Here is a 16,718-nt window from a genome sequence, read left to right on the forward strand (position 1 = left end):
GGCATGAGCGCTGATGAGTACAAAGGACGAATCGAAGAAATCATGGGAGGAGCCGGATTCGAGCGGAAAGGAGACGGGTTTGTCGCGCTCGAAAAAGGAAAAGTTGGTCCGGCAAACGCGGGAGGACTTGAAGGAAGCGGGAGATCTGTGGAAAAAGACAGCGGAGGTTTACGACCAGATAGCGGAAATCGAAAAGAAGGACATCGAATATCTGGACAGCGCGATAGCGCGGCTGGACGCCCAGGACAAGAGGTTAGCCCAGATGTCGAAAGAGCTGCAAGAATCCGGAAGACAAGCCGACTTGAGAGCCAAGCAAGCCGACTCCTTGATAGCAAGATTCAAAGCGTTGGAGACACGAACGGCGTGCTTAGACAAGAGCTCGCCGAGCTACGAGCAGGAAAAGCAGATGTTATCAGCGGAGCACAAGAAGCTGGTCGCGGAGCTCGAAGCGCTCGAACAAAGCTCAGCTGGCGGGAGCGAGAGTTAGCGTATGTGGAAACCCGCACGCGGGTTGTGGCGAATCTTGAAGCCGCGGGGGCGGTGCGTGTGGAGGTGTCGGTGGATTTCGGGAAAGAAGGGATCGCGTTAGGGGAAGTTTTGCCTGCATTACGGCAAGAAGTCAAGGCCGCGGGGGTTTCGTATGGGAATAAGGCGAGCCTTGATCCCTTCATGGCGCACAGCGGCGTATTAAAGCCGGCGAAAGGGGCGGTTAAATCTTCAACCGCGGAACTGGGGGAAGAGGCGGGGGAGATCCTTATTTACAGCGCGCGCAGGTCGTTGGACGACGCCAACAACTACCGCGCGGTTAACCGCGCGAAACTTTGGAAGAATGCGGAAAACAATCGATTCTACGCTGGGCTCTATGGAGCGGAAGATCCTGTGACAGGGATTTTAGAGGTCGGGAAGGGGAGCACGCACTTTAACGTCTATCGTTTGAATATCAAAGAAGCGCGGGTATTGGATTTGACCAACCCTGATGTTGCGCAAACATTTAAATACGACGTCATCGCGAGTGCCGGCGATAAGGCAAAGGCGTATCCGGTGAGTCAAAGCATTGTGCAAAAGGCGCGAGCGATGGGCTATGACACGGTGAAGGTGCCGAGCGTAAAAGACGGCAAGACGAATTGGGTTGTGATCGACAATTTCGAGAACTTGGTAAAAGAAGTAACAACCCGGCCCGGCGTTATGGCTGTGACAGCGGCGCAGCAGGCCGAGGCGGTGGTCCGGACAGCCCGGCTGGGGCCGACTAATGCGGGGACGGCCAAATCGATTGTGATGGCGATGGGGGGCGGATTGCTGGTGGGCGGGATGGCGGGTGGTGCGCACGCGGCGACGGGAGAAAACAACAACGGGACGACCGCCGCGGAGCGCACGGCGCGAACGATGGGAACGTTGGGCATCGGTCCTATGATCGACCGGCTAAAAGGAGTGGATTGGGAAACCGCGACGGAAAAAACCTTGAACTTTGGCCGCGAAGTTGGGGCCATGGGCCAAAACGCGGCGATTGGCGTATGGCACTGGGGTGGGGACATGGTGGGTGACGTGGGGAAAATATCGCAGGCGCTATGGGAGGCCATCCGCCCCCAACCTGAACGGAGGTCAGCGGTTTCCCGTCTGGACGGGGCCAATGAACAAGTTAAAGCCGATCTAACCCCCTTGCCCATTTTGAATGTGGCGTCGAAGGTGGAACGAAAAGCGATTACGGCGGCGTCGGCCAATGTCCAACCCGCTGAGACTCTGGTGGGGACACCAGCCGTGAACCCGACGGCAAGCGTCGCACCCGCAAGCGTAGTGGAGAGTGATGTGGCGGCCACAGTCAAATCCGCCGCACCCATTGAAACCAAACCGTTAGACACCACACTAACGGCCGAAACACCGGAAAAGAAAGGATTCTTGGCGCGGATCAAGGAAACGGTTAGCTCGTATAAAGAAGATCTGAAAACGGTGATAGGTTTCGTAAAAGATGAAACCGTAGCGTTTTGCCAAGACACCGTCGGCGCGATGGTGGACACAAAAGAAAAAGTCGTCGACGTGGCGCAAAAGGTTGGGGACAAAGCCGAGGATGTTAAATTGAAAGTTTGGAACTTTGAATATGGTTTGACACAAGGGCTAACTGGCGACAGTCCGGTTAGCTTGATGTATGACGGTCAAAAGGGTGATTGGTTCCGAAATGACACAGCGGATTCACTCTATAAGGGTAATGAAGGGTTGAGGAATACAGGGAAAGCTGTAAGTGATTTAAGTGGAGCCAGCGCCAGCATTCTAAATGCCGGGTGGCAGTGGACGAAAAATATTAGTCTGAATACCACGGCCAACATCTACACGTCTGTTATGCATTACGGGGAAGATGTCTCCACGATAGCGGGTGCCACTGTTGGAGTGGTGAAAGATATCGGGGTTTATTCGGCTGATAAGGTTCGGGGCGGGGGAAACTGGTCGAAGGAGAAGGCGAGCATAGTTGCGGAGCCTTTCGCCAGGAACGTTTCGGCTTCCTTTAACGAAATGACCCGCGCTGATCCTGTGACGGCAAACAAGGTTGCTATTGGTATAGTGGCCAGCGTATTCAGTGGAGATATTTGGGATAAGCCACTTTCCTTCACTTTTGATGCAAGGGGGCCTGCCGTCGTAACAATCAATGGGATCCTTAATAGTTTCGATGATGCATCAAACCTGAACGGTGCTGTTAACGAAATGTTTGGGGTCAGATCATCTGCCATGATTTTCAATCAGTCACATACCAAGGGTCTCCAGGATGCACATCAAGTTGCATTCCATGAATTTTTCGGTGCGATTGATGCTCCTGCTGTTCAGGCCGCTATAGCAATCCGCCAAGGGATCAAAGAGAAGGGGGAAGTTTTTGTGGTGGCCCATAGCCAAGGCAGTGCCATTTTCGACGCTGCACTAGACCTGTTGGGGTCATCGGAGAAGGCTAGAATTCACTATTTGGGTTTAGGTTCAGAAAAGTATATCAGCGCCAAACAAGAAGGATTAGCCGATGCTAAGAACGTACGCAATGCGGGGGATATTGTCCCACTTCTTGGAAACACTGCGAGAGCATCGAATTGGTTGATTCCGACAGAATGGTCCCGGAAAATATTTACAGATTGGACAAACATTGATCGGAACGTTCCAGGGAATCGGCACGGGTTTGATCAGTTCTATAAGCAGGAAGTTAAACGATGGGCAAAGGAAATCTATCCGTGAAATACACATCCTTAAAGGTAGCCGCTTTAGCGTTAGGGATTCTCTCTGCGTGTTCGTCACATAAGTTTACAGATGTGAGTGGAGACCCCGCTTACGTATTAATGATGAATCGAGCTTTTGAAGTAAAGGTGGAGTTGGCAGTTTTTAAGACTGCCAAAGGTGACGATCAATTGCGTGTCAATATCCCTGGTTCGCCTGGGATACCGGCAACTCTCCCGAATGTATTTCCCTATGATGAAGGAGGGGTTTTTGTCGTCGGAAGTTTGCCCCAAGGGTCGGTTTTTAAGATCACCCGTGCTGTTCGGGTTCAATCTTTTGAAAATGATTATGTGGGTTATAAGGCAGTTGTGGTGAGCACGGGGCCTTTGCAGGGGAAGGAAGTAGATCCGACCGGGTTAACGGACCGAGGCGATATCCCCCACTTTAATCCGGCATATGTCAGCCCGGTAAATGGGGAATAAGGGGCCAACGATGAAATAGATTTTAATCATCCTATCCGGAATTCTGATCCTGCTATTTGCCTTGATGTGGGTAAATCGTAAATGGATAGCGAACTATTTTAGTCCAGAGAGCCGAGCAGAGGTCAATTTGGTAATGGCAGTTCGGTATCTTCAGGCAGGTAAAACCGACGATGCTCTGCGAAAGATCGGAGGCGCATTAAGCCTTAATCCAAATTCCGCTAAGGCCCATTACTATTTGGCAAAGGCCTACATGCAACAGGGCCAGCCCTTGGAAGCGGAAATCGGTGAATATAAGAAAACGATCGAATTGGATCCCACCTTTATGCGAGCACGTCATGATTTGACGGCGGCATATTTTGAACAAGGGAATTACGACGGGGCATTTCGTGAGGTTCAGAAGGTCTTGGAAATCGACCCAAACAATGCCGTAGGCCATAACAACATGGGTCGGGTCTATATGGCCAAAATGGATCGGAGTAAGGCGGAGGTCCACCTGAAGAAGGCTTTGGAGATTGAACCCGATTACGAATTCGCTCTTAATAATCTGGGGAACCTCTATTTCCTTGAAGGAAAATGGGAGCAAGCTAAAAATCATTTAACCAAGTCTTTATCGATTGACCCAAAGAATCCTGGGACCCACTTCTTCCTTGCACAGATCGCAGAGGAACAAATGGACACAGCAAAGGCAGTCGAGCACTGGCAAAGGGCAATCGAATACGGTCTAAAGGGTGTTGAATTGTCAAAGGCTAGGGAAAGAATAGAGGCTTTAAAGAAATAACCTAAATCTTTCGCGGTTGATTGCGCTAAAGGGGGCGTTCTGCCGGACGGAAACGATGAAAAGATTTTAAGCAAAACCGCCTACGAGCATTTGGTGGCGTTGGAATCCGTCGAGTTTGGGGGCTTAAGTCTACCCCACAATAAAGCAGTCAAAAAAGAGGAGAGGTGTATAAAATGAAACGATGGAAATTGTTGTCCGGTGCAGTTGTAGCAAGTTGTATTGCAATGGGTGTTCGTGCGGAAGACAAAATGGTCACGTAATTCGGCCAAGTAGAATTCTTCACATATTCGGATGCGTTTAAGAAGGCTGAGGAACATTGGGATAAAGTTATTGCCGCGGACACTGAGGATATTGATTCGTTTTTTGGTGGGTCAATTGCGAGCGATCAAAAGACCCAAGGTGGAGTTGCGGTGCGTGTTGGCGCGTTACTTGCGACACCAGTCAAGGGGGTCAGGGTGGGGGGAAGCCTGTAAACCGGGACGTCTTTAACTAATTAACTATTGACTGTCGGATTCGCGATTAGTATCTTAGGGGCATGCCCCGACAATCCCGTGTTAATATCCCAGGCCTTCTGTATCACATCATGGCGCGAGGCATCGAACGCAGGCCAATTTTCTCAGATAAAATCGACTACGATGATTTTTTAGAACGGTTGGAGAAGGGGCTGGAACAATGCCCTGGGCAATTATTGGGCTGGGCTCTGATGCCAAATCACTTTCACTTGCTTTTTCGGGCTGGGACTCGGGGGATTAGTGCGCTCATGCAACGGGTGATGACGGGGTATGCGGTTGCATTTAACCACAGACATGGGCGCGCTGGGCACCTTTTTCAGAATCGTTACAAGTCCATTGTCTGTGAAGAGGAAACATACCTCCTTGAGTTGGTCCGATACATCCACCTAAACCCCATCCGGGCAAAAATCGTTCGAAACATGGAAGAGTTAAAATCCTACCCTTACAGTGGCCATTCGGGACTTATGGGAACGCACAAGAGAAAATGGCAGGAAATAAATGAGGTCCTTCACCGTTTTTCAATGAAAGATTCCCCAGCTAAAAAACTTTATGAACGTTTTGTTGAGGATGGGATCAAGGCCGGGAGGCGCCCGGAATTAATGGGGGGAGGGTTACTAAGAAGTGCGGGGGGATTGGCGGGTCTACTGGGACGGTCTCGATCTGAGAGGGAAGCCTACGATGAGCGCGTTTTGGGAAGCGGTGGGTTTGTGGAAACCGTTCTTAAGGGGGTTGAGGGAGACGACAGGCGCCGGGCGGAATACCGGCGACAGGACCTTACTATAGAAACGTTGGCGGAAAGGGTGGCAAGCGAAGAAGGCATTAATGCCACAAGCCTGTTTGAGCGAGGGCGTCAGGACGCCGTCTCACGGGGAAAGGCTTTGTTAATTTATCTGGGAGTTGAATATTTAGGAATGGCCTCACGCGAAATGGCCAAACTGACCCAAATGTCAGACCCCGCTGCTAGCAAAGCCCGGGCGCGTGGGGCTTTGCTTTGGGAAACAAGTGGCCTTAAAGAACAACCTAAAGTTAATTAGTTAAAGACGTCCCGTTATGAGGTTTATGCTCCCTTCAGGGCCGGTCCCTTTGGGGTACAGCACCCTCGCTTTCCCTTGTGACCCCATCCTCTCCCGCGAGCGAGAGAGGGAACTCTTCTTTGTTCCCCATCAGGGTCCCGCTAAAAATCCCACAAAATCCTGGATGCAAGATTTCCTTCATGGGGGAAAATAGCTTGCGTGAAAACCGCGGCTAATTTCATCAAACAAAAGATTGAGCCATTAAGTAAAATAGTGCCACTTCGTTTTAAAATGGAGGAAAGACAATGATTCAGATGGAATTCACGGAAGAAGAGTATCGGAAACTCTGCGAGGTGGTGTATGTGGCGGATTGGGTGGCCACGTCGTTAAAAGCGGATGCCCATGAAACGAGCCCGTATCATTCGCTCGACCAAAAGATTCTTGGGCGGGCGGCCGCGGCGAGGTGTGGGGATTTGGTGGATTACGATTCTGAATTGAAAACCTTTTTCCCTTCGCCTGAACTGGATGAAAAGTGTGAGCCCGTTATTCGGGAGTTCGAAAGTGACCTGTTTTGGGAAGAGCTAACGAATCGAATGGCCGAAAGGGACATAAAACAGGGGGGAGAGTGTTTGAGTGAGGGAGACGCCAATTTAGAAAAACGGTTTGATGCTCTTGATAAAAAAGAAGAATATTATAATCAAGAGTTTTCTCAACACGGAATTGAACGGTTAACAATCGCTAAACCTTAGGGCTTTTTATACGGATCGAAAAGGAGATCATTCTTCATGAAGATAGTGCGTTCGAGCGGAAAGGCTCCAAATGAGAAATTGTTTCATCACCTCGCTCAGAAAGATTTTTCTTCTGAAACGGAAATGAAGAAATATCTTAACACCCTCATTGGAAAAAACTTAGACGACTTGGGTGGGAATGAAGGGAAAACCCCTTTAGACGAAGCTCAATTTCTTATTTACGACGCCTGGGAAGAAGCGGAATCAAAAAAACGCCTGGCGTTGGCGAATAAAGCTCTCGAAATATCTCCTGATTGTTCGGACGCCTATAATCTTTTGGCGGAAGAATCAGCCTCCTCCCCGAAAGAAGCTCTTGACCTCTATCAAGAAGGGGTCGCGGCTGGGAAACGTGTTTTGGGAGAAAAGAATTTTCGAGAAAACAAAGGACGTTTTTGGGGAATGCACGAAACCCGGCCCTACATGCGGTCACTGGCCGGAAAAGCTAAAACGTATTTTGAAATTGGGGATCCCGACCAAGGCTTCGCAATTTATTACGAAATGTTGGACTTAAATCCGGGCGATAACCAAGGGATCCGTTATGAATTATTGGCCCGTCATGGGGACCGATTGGAATTTGATGCCATGGTGGCCCTATTAAATAGATACCCCAATGATTGTGAGGCAAATTGGGTTTTTACCATCCCTCTTTTGTCATTCCAAAAAGAAGGGGATTCCTTAAGATCCAAAGAACAGCTTCATTTCGCTATCAATCACAATCCTCGGGTGGCGGACTACTTGTTGGGACGAAAAGATCTTCCGGCCGATATTCCAGATCAAATCCAATTGGGTGGGGATTCCGAAGCCCAGGCCTATGGGGTAAAATTTCTTTCGCTATGGAACAAAGTCAATGGTGCGCTCGAGTGGCTGGAAGGCCAAGAAGAGATATTTCGCCAAAAAAAAGGTGCTGGCCGATTAAATCGGAACGATCCTTGTTTGTGCGGGTCCGGACGCAAACAAAAGAAATGTTGCGGGGTGTGAAATTCCTAATCAAAAATGAAACGGGGACAGGATTAGGCCCAATAATCCGTAAACGGCTCCTTGCATCACATTGATGACGGGGTTTAAAAGGCCCGTGAAGATGAGGAGAATCAAGACAAAAAAACCGTAACGTTCGAACTGAAAGAATTTCACCCGGGCTTCAATGGGGAGAAATTCAGCCAAGACCTTAGATCCATCCAGGGGGGGAATGGGGATCAAATTGAAGGCGGCCAAAATAACGTTGATTTTAACGGCCACGGTAAGGGCCAGGGCGATGGGGGGGATCCCTCGAATCATTGAGAACTCGAGCAGGAGGGCGGCGGCAAAGGCGATGATGAAATTGGCCGTGACCCCCGCCAAGGACACGGCAATCAGGCCGAACCGGGTTCGGCGCAGGTAACCGTAGTTGATCGGCACGGGGCGTGCCCAACCAAACCCCGCCACAAAAAGCATGAGGAGCCCAATCGGATCAATGTGAGGCATGGGGTTCGCCGTTAAACGACCCTCCTCCTCCGCCAGAGTGTCGCCGAAGAGTTTCGCCACCCATCCGTGGGCCACTTCGTGGGCAATAATGGAATAGAGAAGTAAAACCGCCAACACCACAAACGCCAAAGGGTCTCTGGTCAATAACGAGATCAATCCCATATGAGAATCCTCCCCGGTCTAAACCGGAATAATAACTATACCGCTTCCTGGTTCTGAGCGATCAGCCCTGAAATAAAAAATTCACGGGATCAAAGATTCAAGGTGTTCATTTCTTGGGCGCATTTTTCAACAAAAAGAATGCCATGGGGACTATCATTCCATGGAATTATCGTCGCGCTTCAACGGGGATCATAGGACATTGTTGCGTGAAGGGAAATAGAATCTCACCAGGGAAAAACGGCAATACTCCTTTTATGAAGAATGTTTAGGTGATCTCACTTTGGCAAGAGTCAGGTGTCATAAACGAGAGGGTTGTGAATTGCATAGTATTTATATGATATAAAAAATAAGATTGACTTATTTCGCAACTCTGATAGAATAACAGCGATTTCGTGGTGGCATTGCTTGTAACCCTTGCCTTTCATCGCCGTCTCGAATTCCAGCTCACACGAAATTCTTTCTCGTTTGATTCATCTCTGCGGTGATGAATCAGTATCCTTTGTGGGGCATAACCGTAAATATTAATTGTCAAATGAGAGGATTAACATGAAAAAGGTATTGTATTTCAATCGAAATTCAAAAGCATTTGTTTTGTGTGCCGCTTTATTTTTGACCCTCTTTTTTGTCTCTGCGGGTAGAACGGAGGAAATGCCTGTCGGAAAAAAAGTTAAATTTTACATGAAATCCGGGGCTCAACTTCAGGGTGTCATCAAATCATCTGACCAAAATGCTGCTGTATTTATGAACGGGAAAGAAGAAAAGGTCATCTCTTATTCTGATGTTGAAAGGGTGGTGGTCTTGTCGGACCAACGCCCAGTCCCGGTAGCAACGGAGAAACCTGGTGATAGAAGTCGGCGTTCCATTCATCGAATCACACCTCTTTCCGTTTTTATTGGAGCGGGCGGTGAATCCGGTGGAGTCGAGATCTGTGCCTATGAATTTATTGGTCAGAATGGGTTGGGTGTAAGGGTTACGCCCTTGAGTGTCTACGGGTTTTCAAAAGAAATACAGACTACCCGTATTTACTCCAGTTACTACGGATATTCCAGTTTTACCACCCAAGACACCGCTGAAGGATATTACTGGGCCCCCGTATAGTTCAGGGCCTATGGCCGGAACTTTTCGACTGGCGCTTGGCCGTACATCGGAGGAGCCTTGGCATATCATGGTTTTGACGATGTGTCTACCGGACAGTCCGCTGATGATGTTCAAACATCAGTTCGACCTGCCCTTGATTTTGGTCTGGATTTCGGAGGCCGAGTGGTTCGCGGGAACATTGGAGGAAAGGCCTTTTTCGGTCAGGGGGGAAATGATAAAACTCTTTTTCTATTCAGTTTGGGGTTAAGCATTGGTTGGAGAGGGTAGATCTTTGATGACGCATTACACATGCAGGAAGGGGGCAATATGAGAAAGGTATTCGGTGGAGTTTTGAGTATTATTGTTTTTTTGAATGGCGGAGTTGGGTCGACTGTATTTGGGGCGGAGGGTGGTGGGGCTTCGACCCCTGTTGTTGAATATGAGAATTCCGTGCAAAAAATAGCACCAATGAAAGATACTCAAGGTGAAATTGTTTGGCGAGAACGTCTTGATAATGTCAAGGGCCAAAGAAATGCTCTTTGGTTCTTTGGAGTAGGAACAACTGTTGCGGGTGTTGTCGTTATGGCAAGTGGAATCAAAGATGTCAATGACGCTGAGGAAATCCCCGGTTGCTATAAAAGTGGTACAACGATTATTTGTAATAACTCTGAGAGCACGTCCCAAGCTCAAGATAAGTTAGACAAGGGGGAAACCAAGACGGCTATCGGAGGAGTTGCCACTCTTGCCGGTGCTGGTCTTATCGTTTGGGGCGTCTTCCGCGGGGCCAAAGCCCGACGCTTAACGAGAGAGGGAGTGAACAAAGGGTATTCCGTTGATGTCCGACCAAATCGCGATGGAATGGCACTCGTTTTAAATCGGTCTTTTTAGCAATTGAAGGTTGCTTTCGTTTCCGCTAACAGGGAACATTTGCCCGACCCGGTCGTTCCTCTGGGGGTGCTTTCTATTATATCCGCAACCCCAGATTCTCATGAAAAGATATTTGTAGATCTGTGTTTTGTCGAAGATCCCGTCACTGAAATTCGGGAGAAACTATCCGGGTTTTCTCCCGATGTCGTGGCGGTGGGAATACGGAACCTCCAAAGCAACGAATATTCGGCGGAGGGGGTAAATAGTAACCAACGATATTATGAAAGCATTTTTAATGCAATAAAGAATTGCACCACCTGCCCCCTCGTTGTTGGAGGGGGTGGGTTCAGTGTGGCGCCGGAAAGGTTAATGCAGTTGTTGAAACCTGATTTCGGAATTTTGGGTGAAGGGGAAATCTCTTTTCCCACTTTGCTTAATTCCTTGGAACGCGGAGATCGACCCGAGAAAGATGTTCCGGGACTCTGGCATTTCACGGAACAGGGGCTGGAGTGTACGCATCCTTCGTCGGTCCCGGTAGATATCAACTCTGTCCCTTATCCCCAGCGCAACCAAATAGATCAGCGCTATTTCGCGAGCGGAATTGATTCGATTCAAACGAAGCGGGGATGTTCTCTTTCCTGCGATTATTGCACCTACCCATTAATTGAAGGTCGTTCTTATCGGTTAAAAGATCCTTCGACTGTGGTCAGTGAAATGATTTCTAGCCGAGAATCAAACCCATGGGTCAAACATTTTTTTATTGTGGACTCCGTCTTTAACATTCCAGCAAGTCATGCCAAAGAAATTTGTCGGGAAATGATTCGGCGAAGCCTAAAAACGCCTTGGACATGTTATGCCAACCCGTTGACCTTCGACGAGGAATTGGCTGATCTCATGGTGGCTGCGGGATGCGCTGGGATGGAAGTGGGATCCGATTCCGGATCCAATGTTATCCTGAAAAGATTACGAAAAGGATTCACAACCAGCCGTATTGAGAGTATGCAGGCGCTGAGCGAAAAGCGCGGTTTAAAAGATTGCCACACATTTATTCTAGGCACTCCAGGTGAAACACTCGAAGACGTTCGAGAAACACTCCGGTTTGTCGATCGGTTGGATCCCTATGCGGCGGTTTTCATGATTTGGAGTGATGACGGGGCTTTAGTTGCTTCCAATAAGATCAAAGATAAAGTCTTTTTACGCCAAGAAATTTTGAAGGAACTTCGAAATTCCGCAGAAAACCATCCAACCTGGGTGGTCCCGGAATTGGGAATTCATTTTGACCCTGTCCTCTTTACACGTTTAAGAAAAAGGGGTATTTCAGGCCCCCTCTGGCAATACATTCGTTTTTCGAAATAAATTTGGGTGAAATATTTACGAATTTTTATATGATAGGAATCGCTTTTAAATGGAATCATTGTTTAAATATACTCTGGAGGAAATTTCAATGCAAAAGATAACTTTTCCTGTTTTACTCATGGTGGGATTATTTTTGATGGGGTGCGCCTATCAACATCGTCCACTGTTGACCCCTGAAATTGAAATCAGTAATGCTACGTCCATGGATCATGTTAAAACTACGGTGAAGACTGTTTTGCGAAAAATCGGTTGGACTATTGAAAGTGAAACACCAGGAATTACAATCGCTTCTCTTCGAAAAACATCACTGTATGCCAAAATCGAAGTGGATTACAGCGGTTCTCAAATTAAAATTAAGCACTTGGAAAGCGAAAACCTTAATTACTCGAACAGAAAAAAAGGGGGAGAAACGATTCATTCCCGCTATTTGACCTGGGTAAGAAATATTGAAAAAAATCTCAATAGAGCGCTTAACCCTTTGCCAATACAATAAATTGGTCAAATAGAAAGAACATTTAAAATAGATTTATTTTCGTTGAAAGGATAACGTATGGGATCTCGTTTGGGGTATTTATTAAGTGTTACTGGATTGGCTTTTTTTCTTGGAGGATGTGCTGTTGGACGTGGAACATTACATGTTCAGGTTTCACTCCCTGAAAATCCAGCTAAGGGGATTTCTGTTCGCATTGCCGACGTTACAGATAGTCGGGTCTTTGAACATCGTCCGAAAAGGGCCTCAACTCCTTCCCTGATGAATGCATCTGATTATTCCAACGATGAAATTAAATCCCGAGCCATTGCCCGAAAGCGTGGAGGATATGGACAAGCGCTTGGAGACATCCTCCTGCCTGAAGGGGCAACGGTTCGAGCACTGGTTAAAGACATTATGACCCGGGCGCTTAGAGAGTCAGGCTATTCTGTCCTAAAAACTGGCGATCCCGGGGCTTCGGCGGCAATCCCCATTACTGTAGACATCAAAGAGTTTTGGGGTTGGTTTACCCCAGGGTTTGCTGTTGTCAGTGTTGAATTTAAATCCGATCTTAAAGTGACGGGCAATATTCCTGAATTTTCTGAAGGGAAGAATATTCACGGGAATGGTGTCGTAAAAGGGATGTCTGCAACGACACGGACTTGGAATGCGGCCATGAACAAGCACATTGAAGATATCGTTCAAAAGGTTCGGCAGAAATAATCTCATCCATTTTACGGGGATGGCGGGTCCTGGTTCAGGTCCTGTCTTTTATCGTTTTTGGGATTGGATCTTTAGGATTGGGGAGTGTCGTTTTTCCTCTCTTGTGGTTATTCCCAGCCTCATCAGGGGATTGCCAAGCCGATAGGGTTCAAAGGATTATTCATTATGCCTTTCGTTTTTTTCTGGGGTTGATTTCTGCCCTGGGGGGCATGCGTTTTGTGTTCTACAATCATGGGGCTCTTGATCAAACCAAGGGTTGTTTGTTGGTGGCGAATCACCCCACTTTGTTGGATGTCGTCCTGTTGATATCACGGCTTCCTCAGGCGGATTGCATCATTAAGAAGGAATTGATGTTTAATCCGTTTTTAAAAGCAGTGGTGCGGTGGGCGGGTTATATTCCAAACGATGGGGGGACTTCCGTTGTTCAGGAAGCAATTGATAAAGTCCGGCGGGGTCGAAAAGTTATTATTTTCCCGGAGGGAACACGCTCCACCCGGAGGGGTCTTAATTCTTTCACGGCTGGTTTTGCCCATATTGCTGTTCGAGCACATTGCCTCATCGTTCCGTTATTCATCCATTGCTTTCCATCTGCGTTGACCAAGGAAGATGGATGGTTTACCGTCCCGCGGCAGCGACCGGTTCTTGGGATTACAGTCGGAACAGTTGTGGATCCTGCTGTTTTATATAAAACGTCCGACCCGGTCCCGGTTGCTGTTCGGAAAACGACTGCAGCGGTGGAAAAATATTTTCAGGAGAAAGTAGATTATGAAACCCGAAATAGCTTTGGAATCTGAACTTAAACAGCTCATCGTGAAAACGTTGAACTTAGAGGATGTTAAGCCGGAAAGCATCGAAAGTGACCAACCACTCTTTGTTGAAGGTTTGGGATTAGACTCCATTGATGCTTTGGAACTATCGGTAGCGATCGGTAAAAAATTTGGGGTAAAAATTGAAGGAAAATCCATGGACTACCGGAAACATTTTTCTTCAGTAAACACTTTAGCAAAATTTATTGTTTCTCAAGATTCCGAAAAATATCGGAGTCTTCCATGACAATAAATGAAGATGTGGGGGATAAAATCCGCCAGGTTTTTGTTACCGAGTTCGGCATCAAACCGGACGTTCTCAAACCCGAATCGCGCCTTTACGCCGATTTAGGATTGGACAGCATTGACGCAATCGATTTGGTTGTTCGTCTCGAAATGGAAACCGGTTTGAAGCTCAATATTATGGAATTAAAATCTATTCGAACGTTACAAGACGTGATTGATATCGTTACTCGACGTCTCAGGGATAAAAAGTAGTCTTTGTTTGTTGATTTGATATGGGTCGCCCAGGTGCAACCAGTAATTTTCTTCCGTTAGATCAACTATTGTCTTTGGGTAGACCAGACGACTTTGTTGTCGCTTTAGATGGCTCGACCTCGCTTCAATGGAAAGGAATTTCGGGTCACATCTCTGGCCTGGCTCTAGAACTTCAAAACCAGGAGTCTGGACGCTGGCTTGTGAGTTGTGAATCCCCATTGTCTTTTCTCATTAGCCTCTTGGCCCTCTGGTCAACCGATCGAGTCGCCGTTCTTCCTCCGAGTCACCAACCACGCGTTTTAAGTGAAACCGCGTCTGACGTAAATGGGATGTTGACGGACCGATCTTTGCCCCCGTTTTCATTGCCAACTTTTTCTCCTCTTCAGTTTACGAAAACAGGGTTTTCATGGAAAACGTTGAATTCCAGTGACCCGCTGTTGGAAATATTTACGTCAGGATCGACAGGGAAACCTATCGCTGTTTCGAAAACATTGCACCAATTGGGTAAAGAGATTGATGTTTTGGAAAGTGTCTTTGGGAGCCAGCTGGGTCGGAGTGTTATCTTTTCAACCGTATCTCATCAACACATTTATGGGCTCCTTTTTCGGGTCCTTTGGCCGATCTGTTCCGGAAGAATCTTTGACACCCAGACGCATCTGTTCTGGAAAGACTTAATGAGCATTATTTCTCGCCATCCCGCTTCGGCCCTCATTACGTCTCCATCCCATTTAGAACGGATTGAAACCTGGGTGGGCCAAGATCCATCAGTTAAAAACGTGACAACTGTCTTTTCTTCTGGTGGTCCTTTATCTGAACCTCACGCCATTCGAACCCAATCGATTTTGGGTCAATTGCCCATTGAAGTGTTTGGGTCAACAGAAACGGGGGGCGTCGGGTGGAGGCAACAGTCACAAGGGATTGATCCTCAACTTTGGAATCCATTCCCCCAAGTCGTCGTTTCTCATCAGGACACAAAAGGAGACCTTTTGAACGTGCGCTCTCCTTTTGTAGGGAATAGCGATCTTGGGATAACCTTAGGAGACCGCGGAGTCGTTTTTGCGGATGGTAAATTTCGGGTTGACGGGCGGGCCGATCGAATCGTTAAAATCGCTGAAAAACGTGTGTCCCTTGACGACATTGAAAATCGATTTTCATTGCATCCCTATGTCAAGGATATAAAATCTTTTGTTCTTAAACCACAGCAGGAAAGAAACAGGTGTTTATTGTCCGCGGTCATTATCTTAACAGATGAAGGTAGAACCCATTTGTTCTCGCACGGGAAGTTCCGTCTCATCCAGGTTTTTAAGAAATATATGCTCGATCATTTTGAAGGGACAGTGATTCCTCGTCTTTTTCGATTCGTGGAAAAGTTTCCTCAGAATTTTCAAGGGAAAGTTACACTAGATGAACTAAGCCAGTTGTTCCTCCCCATTTTCGATAAAAATGTAACGGCGCCAATTCTCATTCAAAAAGAATTTAATTCGAGAGGCCTCCTTTTGAAAGCTTCCGTTCCTCCTAACTTAGGTTATTTCGATGGACATTTTCCGGGATACCCCATTGTTCCTGGTATTGTTCAAATCCAATGGGCCATCGATTTAATTAAATCCTGGAATGATAAAAACATTAATCTGGGCCGACTTGAACAAGTTAAATTCAAAACACCCATGAGACCCGGGCAGTATTTTTCACTTCAAGTGACCCTTTGTTCAACACCCGATACGGATGCGATGGATTTCTTGTTCACTCACGAGGAAACTGTATTTAGTTCGGGACGATTTATCCTGTCATGAACGTTCATAAGAGCGTATCAGAAGTCGTTCGATTCTGCGTCGTGATTCCTGTTTTTCGACACGCTGAGCCTCTTCGGAAAATCTTAGTCTCCCTGGATTTATTTGAACTTCCTGTTTTATTGGTTGATGATGGAAACGATCCCCCCTTGTTGGATACACTTTCCAATGACATTTCCAATCGCCCCTGGGTTCGGATTGAAAGGATTTCAACAAATTCCGGGAAAGGGGCGGCCTCGATGGTCGGTTTACGGTGGGCATTCCGTCAAGGATTTTCTAACGCAATCTTTTTGGATGCCGATGGGCAACACGATGTGGGGGAGATTCCACGGCTTATGGAAATAGCGCTTTCTCACCCCAACGCGCTTATCCTAGGCGTTCCCGTATTTGGGACTGATGCCCCCCGTAGCCGGCGTTGGGGCCGGCTCTTGACAACCAGCTGGACTTGGATCGAAACGTTATCCTTCGATATTGGCGATGCGCTTTTTGGATTTCGATGTTATCCGGTTCCGCCTGCTCATCAATTGATAGAATCCGTCAACTTGAACTTTCGCATGGGTTTTGATCCGGAGATTGTTGTCCGGCTTCACTGGGCTGGTGTTCGCGTTGTCAATTTCAAAACGAAGGTCCAATATCCAGAAAAAGGCATTTCTAATTTTCGTCTTGTAAGAGACAACATGGCCCTTTGTAAACTCCATACCAAGCTATTCTTTGGCATGATCATAAGGTGGGTTACAGGAAAAATCAGATGAGAAG

At 47.5% G+C, this 16,718-nt stretch carries 18 protein-coding genes; 17 read left to right on the forward strand and 1 reads right to left on the reverse strand.

Annotated features, from left to right (window positions below; all coding sequences use genetic code 11):
• Positions 1 to 13: 13 nt before the first annotated feature.
• The 7 genes from JNK54_07830 to JNK54_07860 all read left to right on the forward strand — a co-directional run bounded on the left by JNK54_07830 (position 14) and on the right by JNK54_07860 (position 7,734).
• Entirely contained in the window at positions 14 to 487 is a 474-nt protein-coding gene (locus tag JNK54_07830) for a hypothetical protein (protein MBL8024169.1), read from the forward strand.
• Positions 488 to 492: 5 nt separating this feature from the next.
• Positions 493 to 3,204: an RES family NAD+ phosphorylase gene (locus JNK54_07835; GenBank protein MBL8024170.1), complete on the forward strand. Its 2,712-nt coding sequence runs from the start codon at positions 493 to 495 to the stop codon at positions 3,202 to 3,204.
• Positions 3,201 to 3,665 carry a hypothetical protein gene (locus JNK54_07840; protein ID MBL8024171.1) on the forward strand — a complete coding sequence of 155 codons (465 nt, stop codon included), beginning with the start codon at positions 3,201 to 3,203 and terminating at the stop codon, positions 3,663 to 3,665. Before JNK54_07835 ends, JNK54_07840 begins: the two co-directional genes overlap by 4 nt.
• Positions 3,666 to 3,729: 64 nt before the next feature.
• Complete coding sequence (locus JNK54_07845) at positions 3,730 to 4,443, forward strand: tetratricopeptide repeat protein (GenBank protein ID MBL8024172.1); 714 nt, start codon at positions 3,730 to 3,732, stop codon at positions 4,441 to 4,443.
• A gap of 535 nt (positions 4,444 to 4,978) precedes the next feature.
• The gene (locus JNK54_07850) at positions 4,979 to 5,989 is read left to right on the forward strand and encodes a transposase (protein MBL8024173.1); all 1,011 of its coding nucleotides are present in this window, start codon (positions 4,979 to 4,981) and stop codon (positions 5,987 to 5,989) included.
• Between the two features lie 284 nt (positions 5,990 to 6,273).
• Positions 6,274 to 6,717: a hypothetical protein gene (locus JNK54_07855; protein MBL8024174.1), complete on the forward strand. Its 444-nt coding sequence runs from the start codon at positions 6,274 to 6,276 to the stop codon at positions 6,715 to 6,717.
• A 36-nt stretch (positions 6,718 to 6,753) separates the two neighbouring features.
• Positions 6,754 to 7,734, forward strand: a complete 981-nt coding sequence (locus JNK54_07860; protein MBL8024175.1) for an SEC-C domain-containing protein — start codon at positions 6,754 to 6,756, stop codon at positions 7,732 to 7,734.
• Positions 7,735 to 7,743: 9 nt separating this feature from the next.
• On the opposite strand, the gene JNK54_07865 is transcribed toward JNK54_07860, so the two are convergent.
• Positions 7,744 to 8,379, reverse strand: coding sequence for a site-2 protease family protein (locus JNK54_07865; GenBank protein ID MBL8024176.1), 636 nt, complete (start codon positions 8,377 to 8,379; stop codon positions 7,744 to 7,746).
• 546 nt (positions 8,380 to 8,925) lie between these two features.
• Here JNK54_07865 and JNK54_07870 point away from each other — a divergent pair.
• From JNK54_07870 to JNK54_07915, 10 genes are all read left to right on the forward strand, one after another.
• Positions 8,926 to 9,477, forward strand: a complete 552-nt coding sequence (locus tag JNK54_07870; protein ID MBL8024177.1) for a hypothetical protein — start codon at positions 8,926 to 8,928, stop codon at positions 9,475 to 9,477.
• Positions 9,478 to 9,783: 306 nt separating this feature from the next.
• Positions 9,784 to 10,344 (forward strand): hypothetical protein, encoded by a 561-nt coding sequence (locus tag JNK54_07875; GenBank protein MBL8024178.1) that lies wholly within the window; start codon positions 9,784 to 9,786, stop codon positions 10,342 to 10,344.
• 39 nt (positions 10,345 to 10,383) lie between these two features.
• Positions 10,384 to 11,679, forward strand: a complete 1,296-nt coding sequence (locus tag JNK54_07880) for a radical SAM protein (GenBank protein MBL8024179.1) — start codon at positions 10,384 to 10,386, stop codon at positions 11,677 to 11,679.
• 49 nt (positions 11,680 to 11,728) lie between these two features.
• A complete protein-coding gene (locus JNK54_07885; protein MBL8024180.1) occupies positions 11,729 to 12,172 on the forward strand; it encodes a hypothetical protein in 444 nt (147 codons plus the stop codon).
• Positions 12,173 to 12,229: 57 nt separating this feature from the next.
• Complete coding sequence (locus tag JNK54_07890) at positions 12,230 to 12,871, forward strand: flagellar biosynthesis protein (protein MBL8024181.1); 642 nt, start codon at positions 12,230 to 12,232, stop codon at positions 12,869 to 12,871.
• Between the two features lie 209 nt (positions 12,872 to 13,080).
• On the forward strand, positions 13,081 to 13,665 hold the full coding sequence (locus JNK54_07895) for a 1-acyl-sn-glycerol-3-phosphate acyltransferase (GenBank protein MBL8024182.1): 585 nt from the start codon (positions 13,081 to 13,083) through the stop codon (positions 13,663 to 13,665).
• The gene (locus JNK54_07900) at positions 13,637 to 13,924 is read left to right on the forward strand and encodes an acyl carrier protein (GenBank protein MBL8024183.1); all 288 of its coding nucleotides are present in this window, start codon (positions 13,637 to 13,639) and stop codon (positions 13,922 to 13,924) included. Before JNK54_07895 ends, JNK54_07900 begins: the two co-directional genes overlap by 29 nt.
• A gap of 14 nt (positions 13,925 to 13,938) precedes the next feature.
• Positions 13,939 to 14,175, forward strand: a complete 237-nt coding sequence (locus tag JNK54_07905; protein MBL8024184.1) for an acyl carrier protein — start codon at positions 13,939 to 13,941, stop codon at positions 14,173 to 14,175.
• A gap of 74 nt (positions 14,176 to 14,249) precedes the next feature.
• Positions 14,250 to 15,965 carry an acyl-CoA synthetase gene (locus tag JNK54_07910; protein MBL8024185.1) on the forward strand — a complete coding sequence of 572 codons (1,716 nt, stop codon included), beginning with the start codon at positions 14,250 to 14,252 and terminating at the stop codon, positions 15,963 to 15,965.
• Positions 15,962 to 16,714 (forward strand): glycosyltransferase family 2 protein, encoded by a 753-nt coding sequence (locus JNK54_07915; GenBank protein ID MBL8024186.1) that lies wholly within the window; start codon positions 15,962 to 15,964, stop codon positions 16,712 to 16,714. Before JNK54_07910 ends, JNK54_07915 begins: the two co-directional genes overlap by 4 nt.
• The last annotated feature ends 4 nt before the right edge of the window (positions 16,715 to 16,718 follow it).

It is taken from the genome of Elusimicrobiota bacterium (genome assembly GCA_016788905.1).
GTDB lineage: Bacteria > Elusimicrobiota > Elusimicrobia > FEN-1173 > FEN-1173 > JADKHR01.

Coding starts and splice junctions, on each gene's coding strand:
- JNK54_07900 (MBL8024183.1), top strand. CDS start 13,637: ATGAAACCCGAAATAGCTTTGGAATCTGAACTTAAACAGCTCATCGTG.
- JNK54_07860 (MBL8024175.1), top strand. CDS start 6,754: ATGAAGATAGTGCGTTCGAGCGGAAAGGCTCCAAATGAGAAATTGTTT.
- JNK54_07870 (MBL8024177.1), top strand. CDS start 8,926: ATGAAAAAGGTATTGTATTTCAATCGAAATTCAAAAGCATTTGTTTTG.
- JNK54_07855 (MBL8024174.1), top strand. CDS start 6,274: ATGATTCAGATGGAATTCACGGAAGAAGAGTATCGGAAACTCTGCGAG.
- JNK54_07845 (MBL8024172.1), top strand. CDS start 3,730: ATGTGGGTAAATCGTAAATGGATAGCGAACTATTTTAGTCCAGAGAGC.
- JNK54_07890 (MBL8024181.1), top strand. CDS start 12,230: ATGGGATCTCGTTTGGGGTATTTATTAAGTGTTACTGGATTGGCTTTT.
- JNK54_07865 (MBL8024176.1), bottom strand. CDS start 8,379: ATGGGATTGATCTCGTTATTGACCAGAGACCCTTTGGCGTTTGTGGTG.
- JNK54_07875 (MBL8024178.1), top strand. CDS start 9,784: ATGAGAAAGGTATTCGGTGGAGTTTTGAGTATTATTGTTTTTTTGAAT.
- JNK54_07895 (MBL8024182.1), top strand. CDS start 13,081: ATGCGTTTTGTGTTCTACAATCATGGGGCTCTTGATCAAACCAAGGGT.
- JNK54_07915 (MBL8024186.1), top strand. CDS start 15,962: ATGAACGTTCATAAGAGCGTATCAGAAGTCGTTCGATTCTGCGTCGTG.
- JNK54_07850 (MBL8024173.1), top strand. CDS start 4,979: ATGCCCCGACAATCCCGTGTTAATATCCCAGGCCTTCTGTATCACATC.
- JNK54_07830 (MBL8024169.1), top strand. CDS start 14: ATGAGTACAAAGGACGAATCGAAGAAATCATGGGAGGAGCCGGATTCG.
- JNK54_07885 (MBL8024180.1), top strand. CDS start 11,729: ATGGAATCATTGTTTAAATATACTCTGGAGGAAATTTCAATGCAAAAG.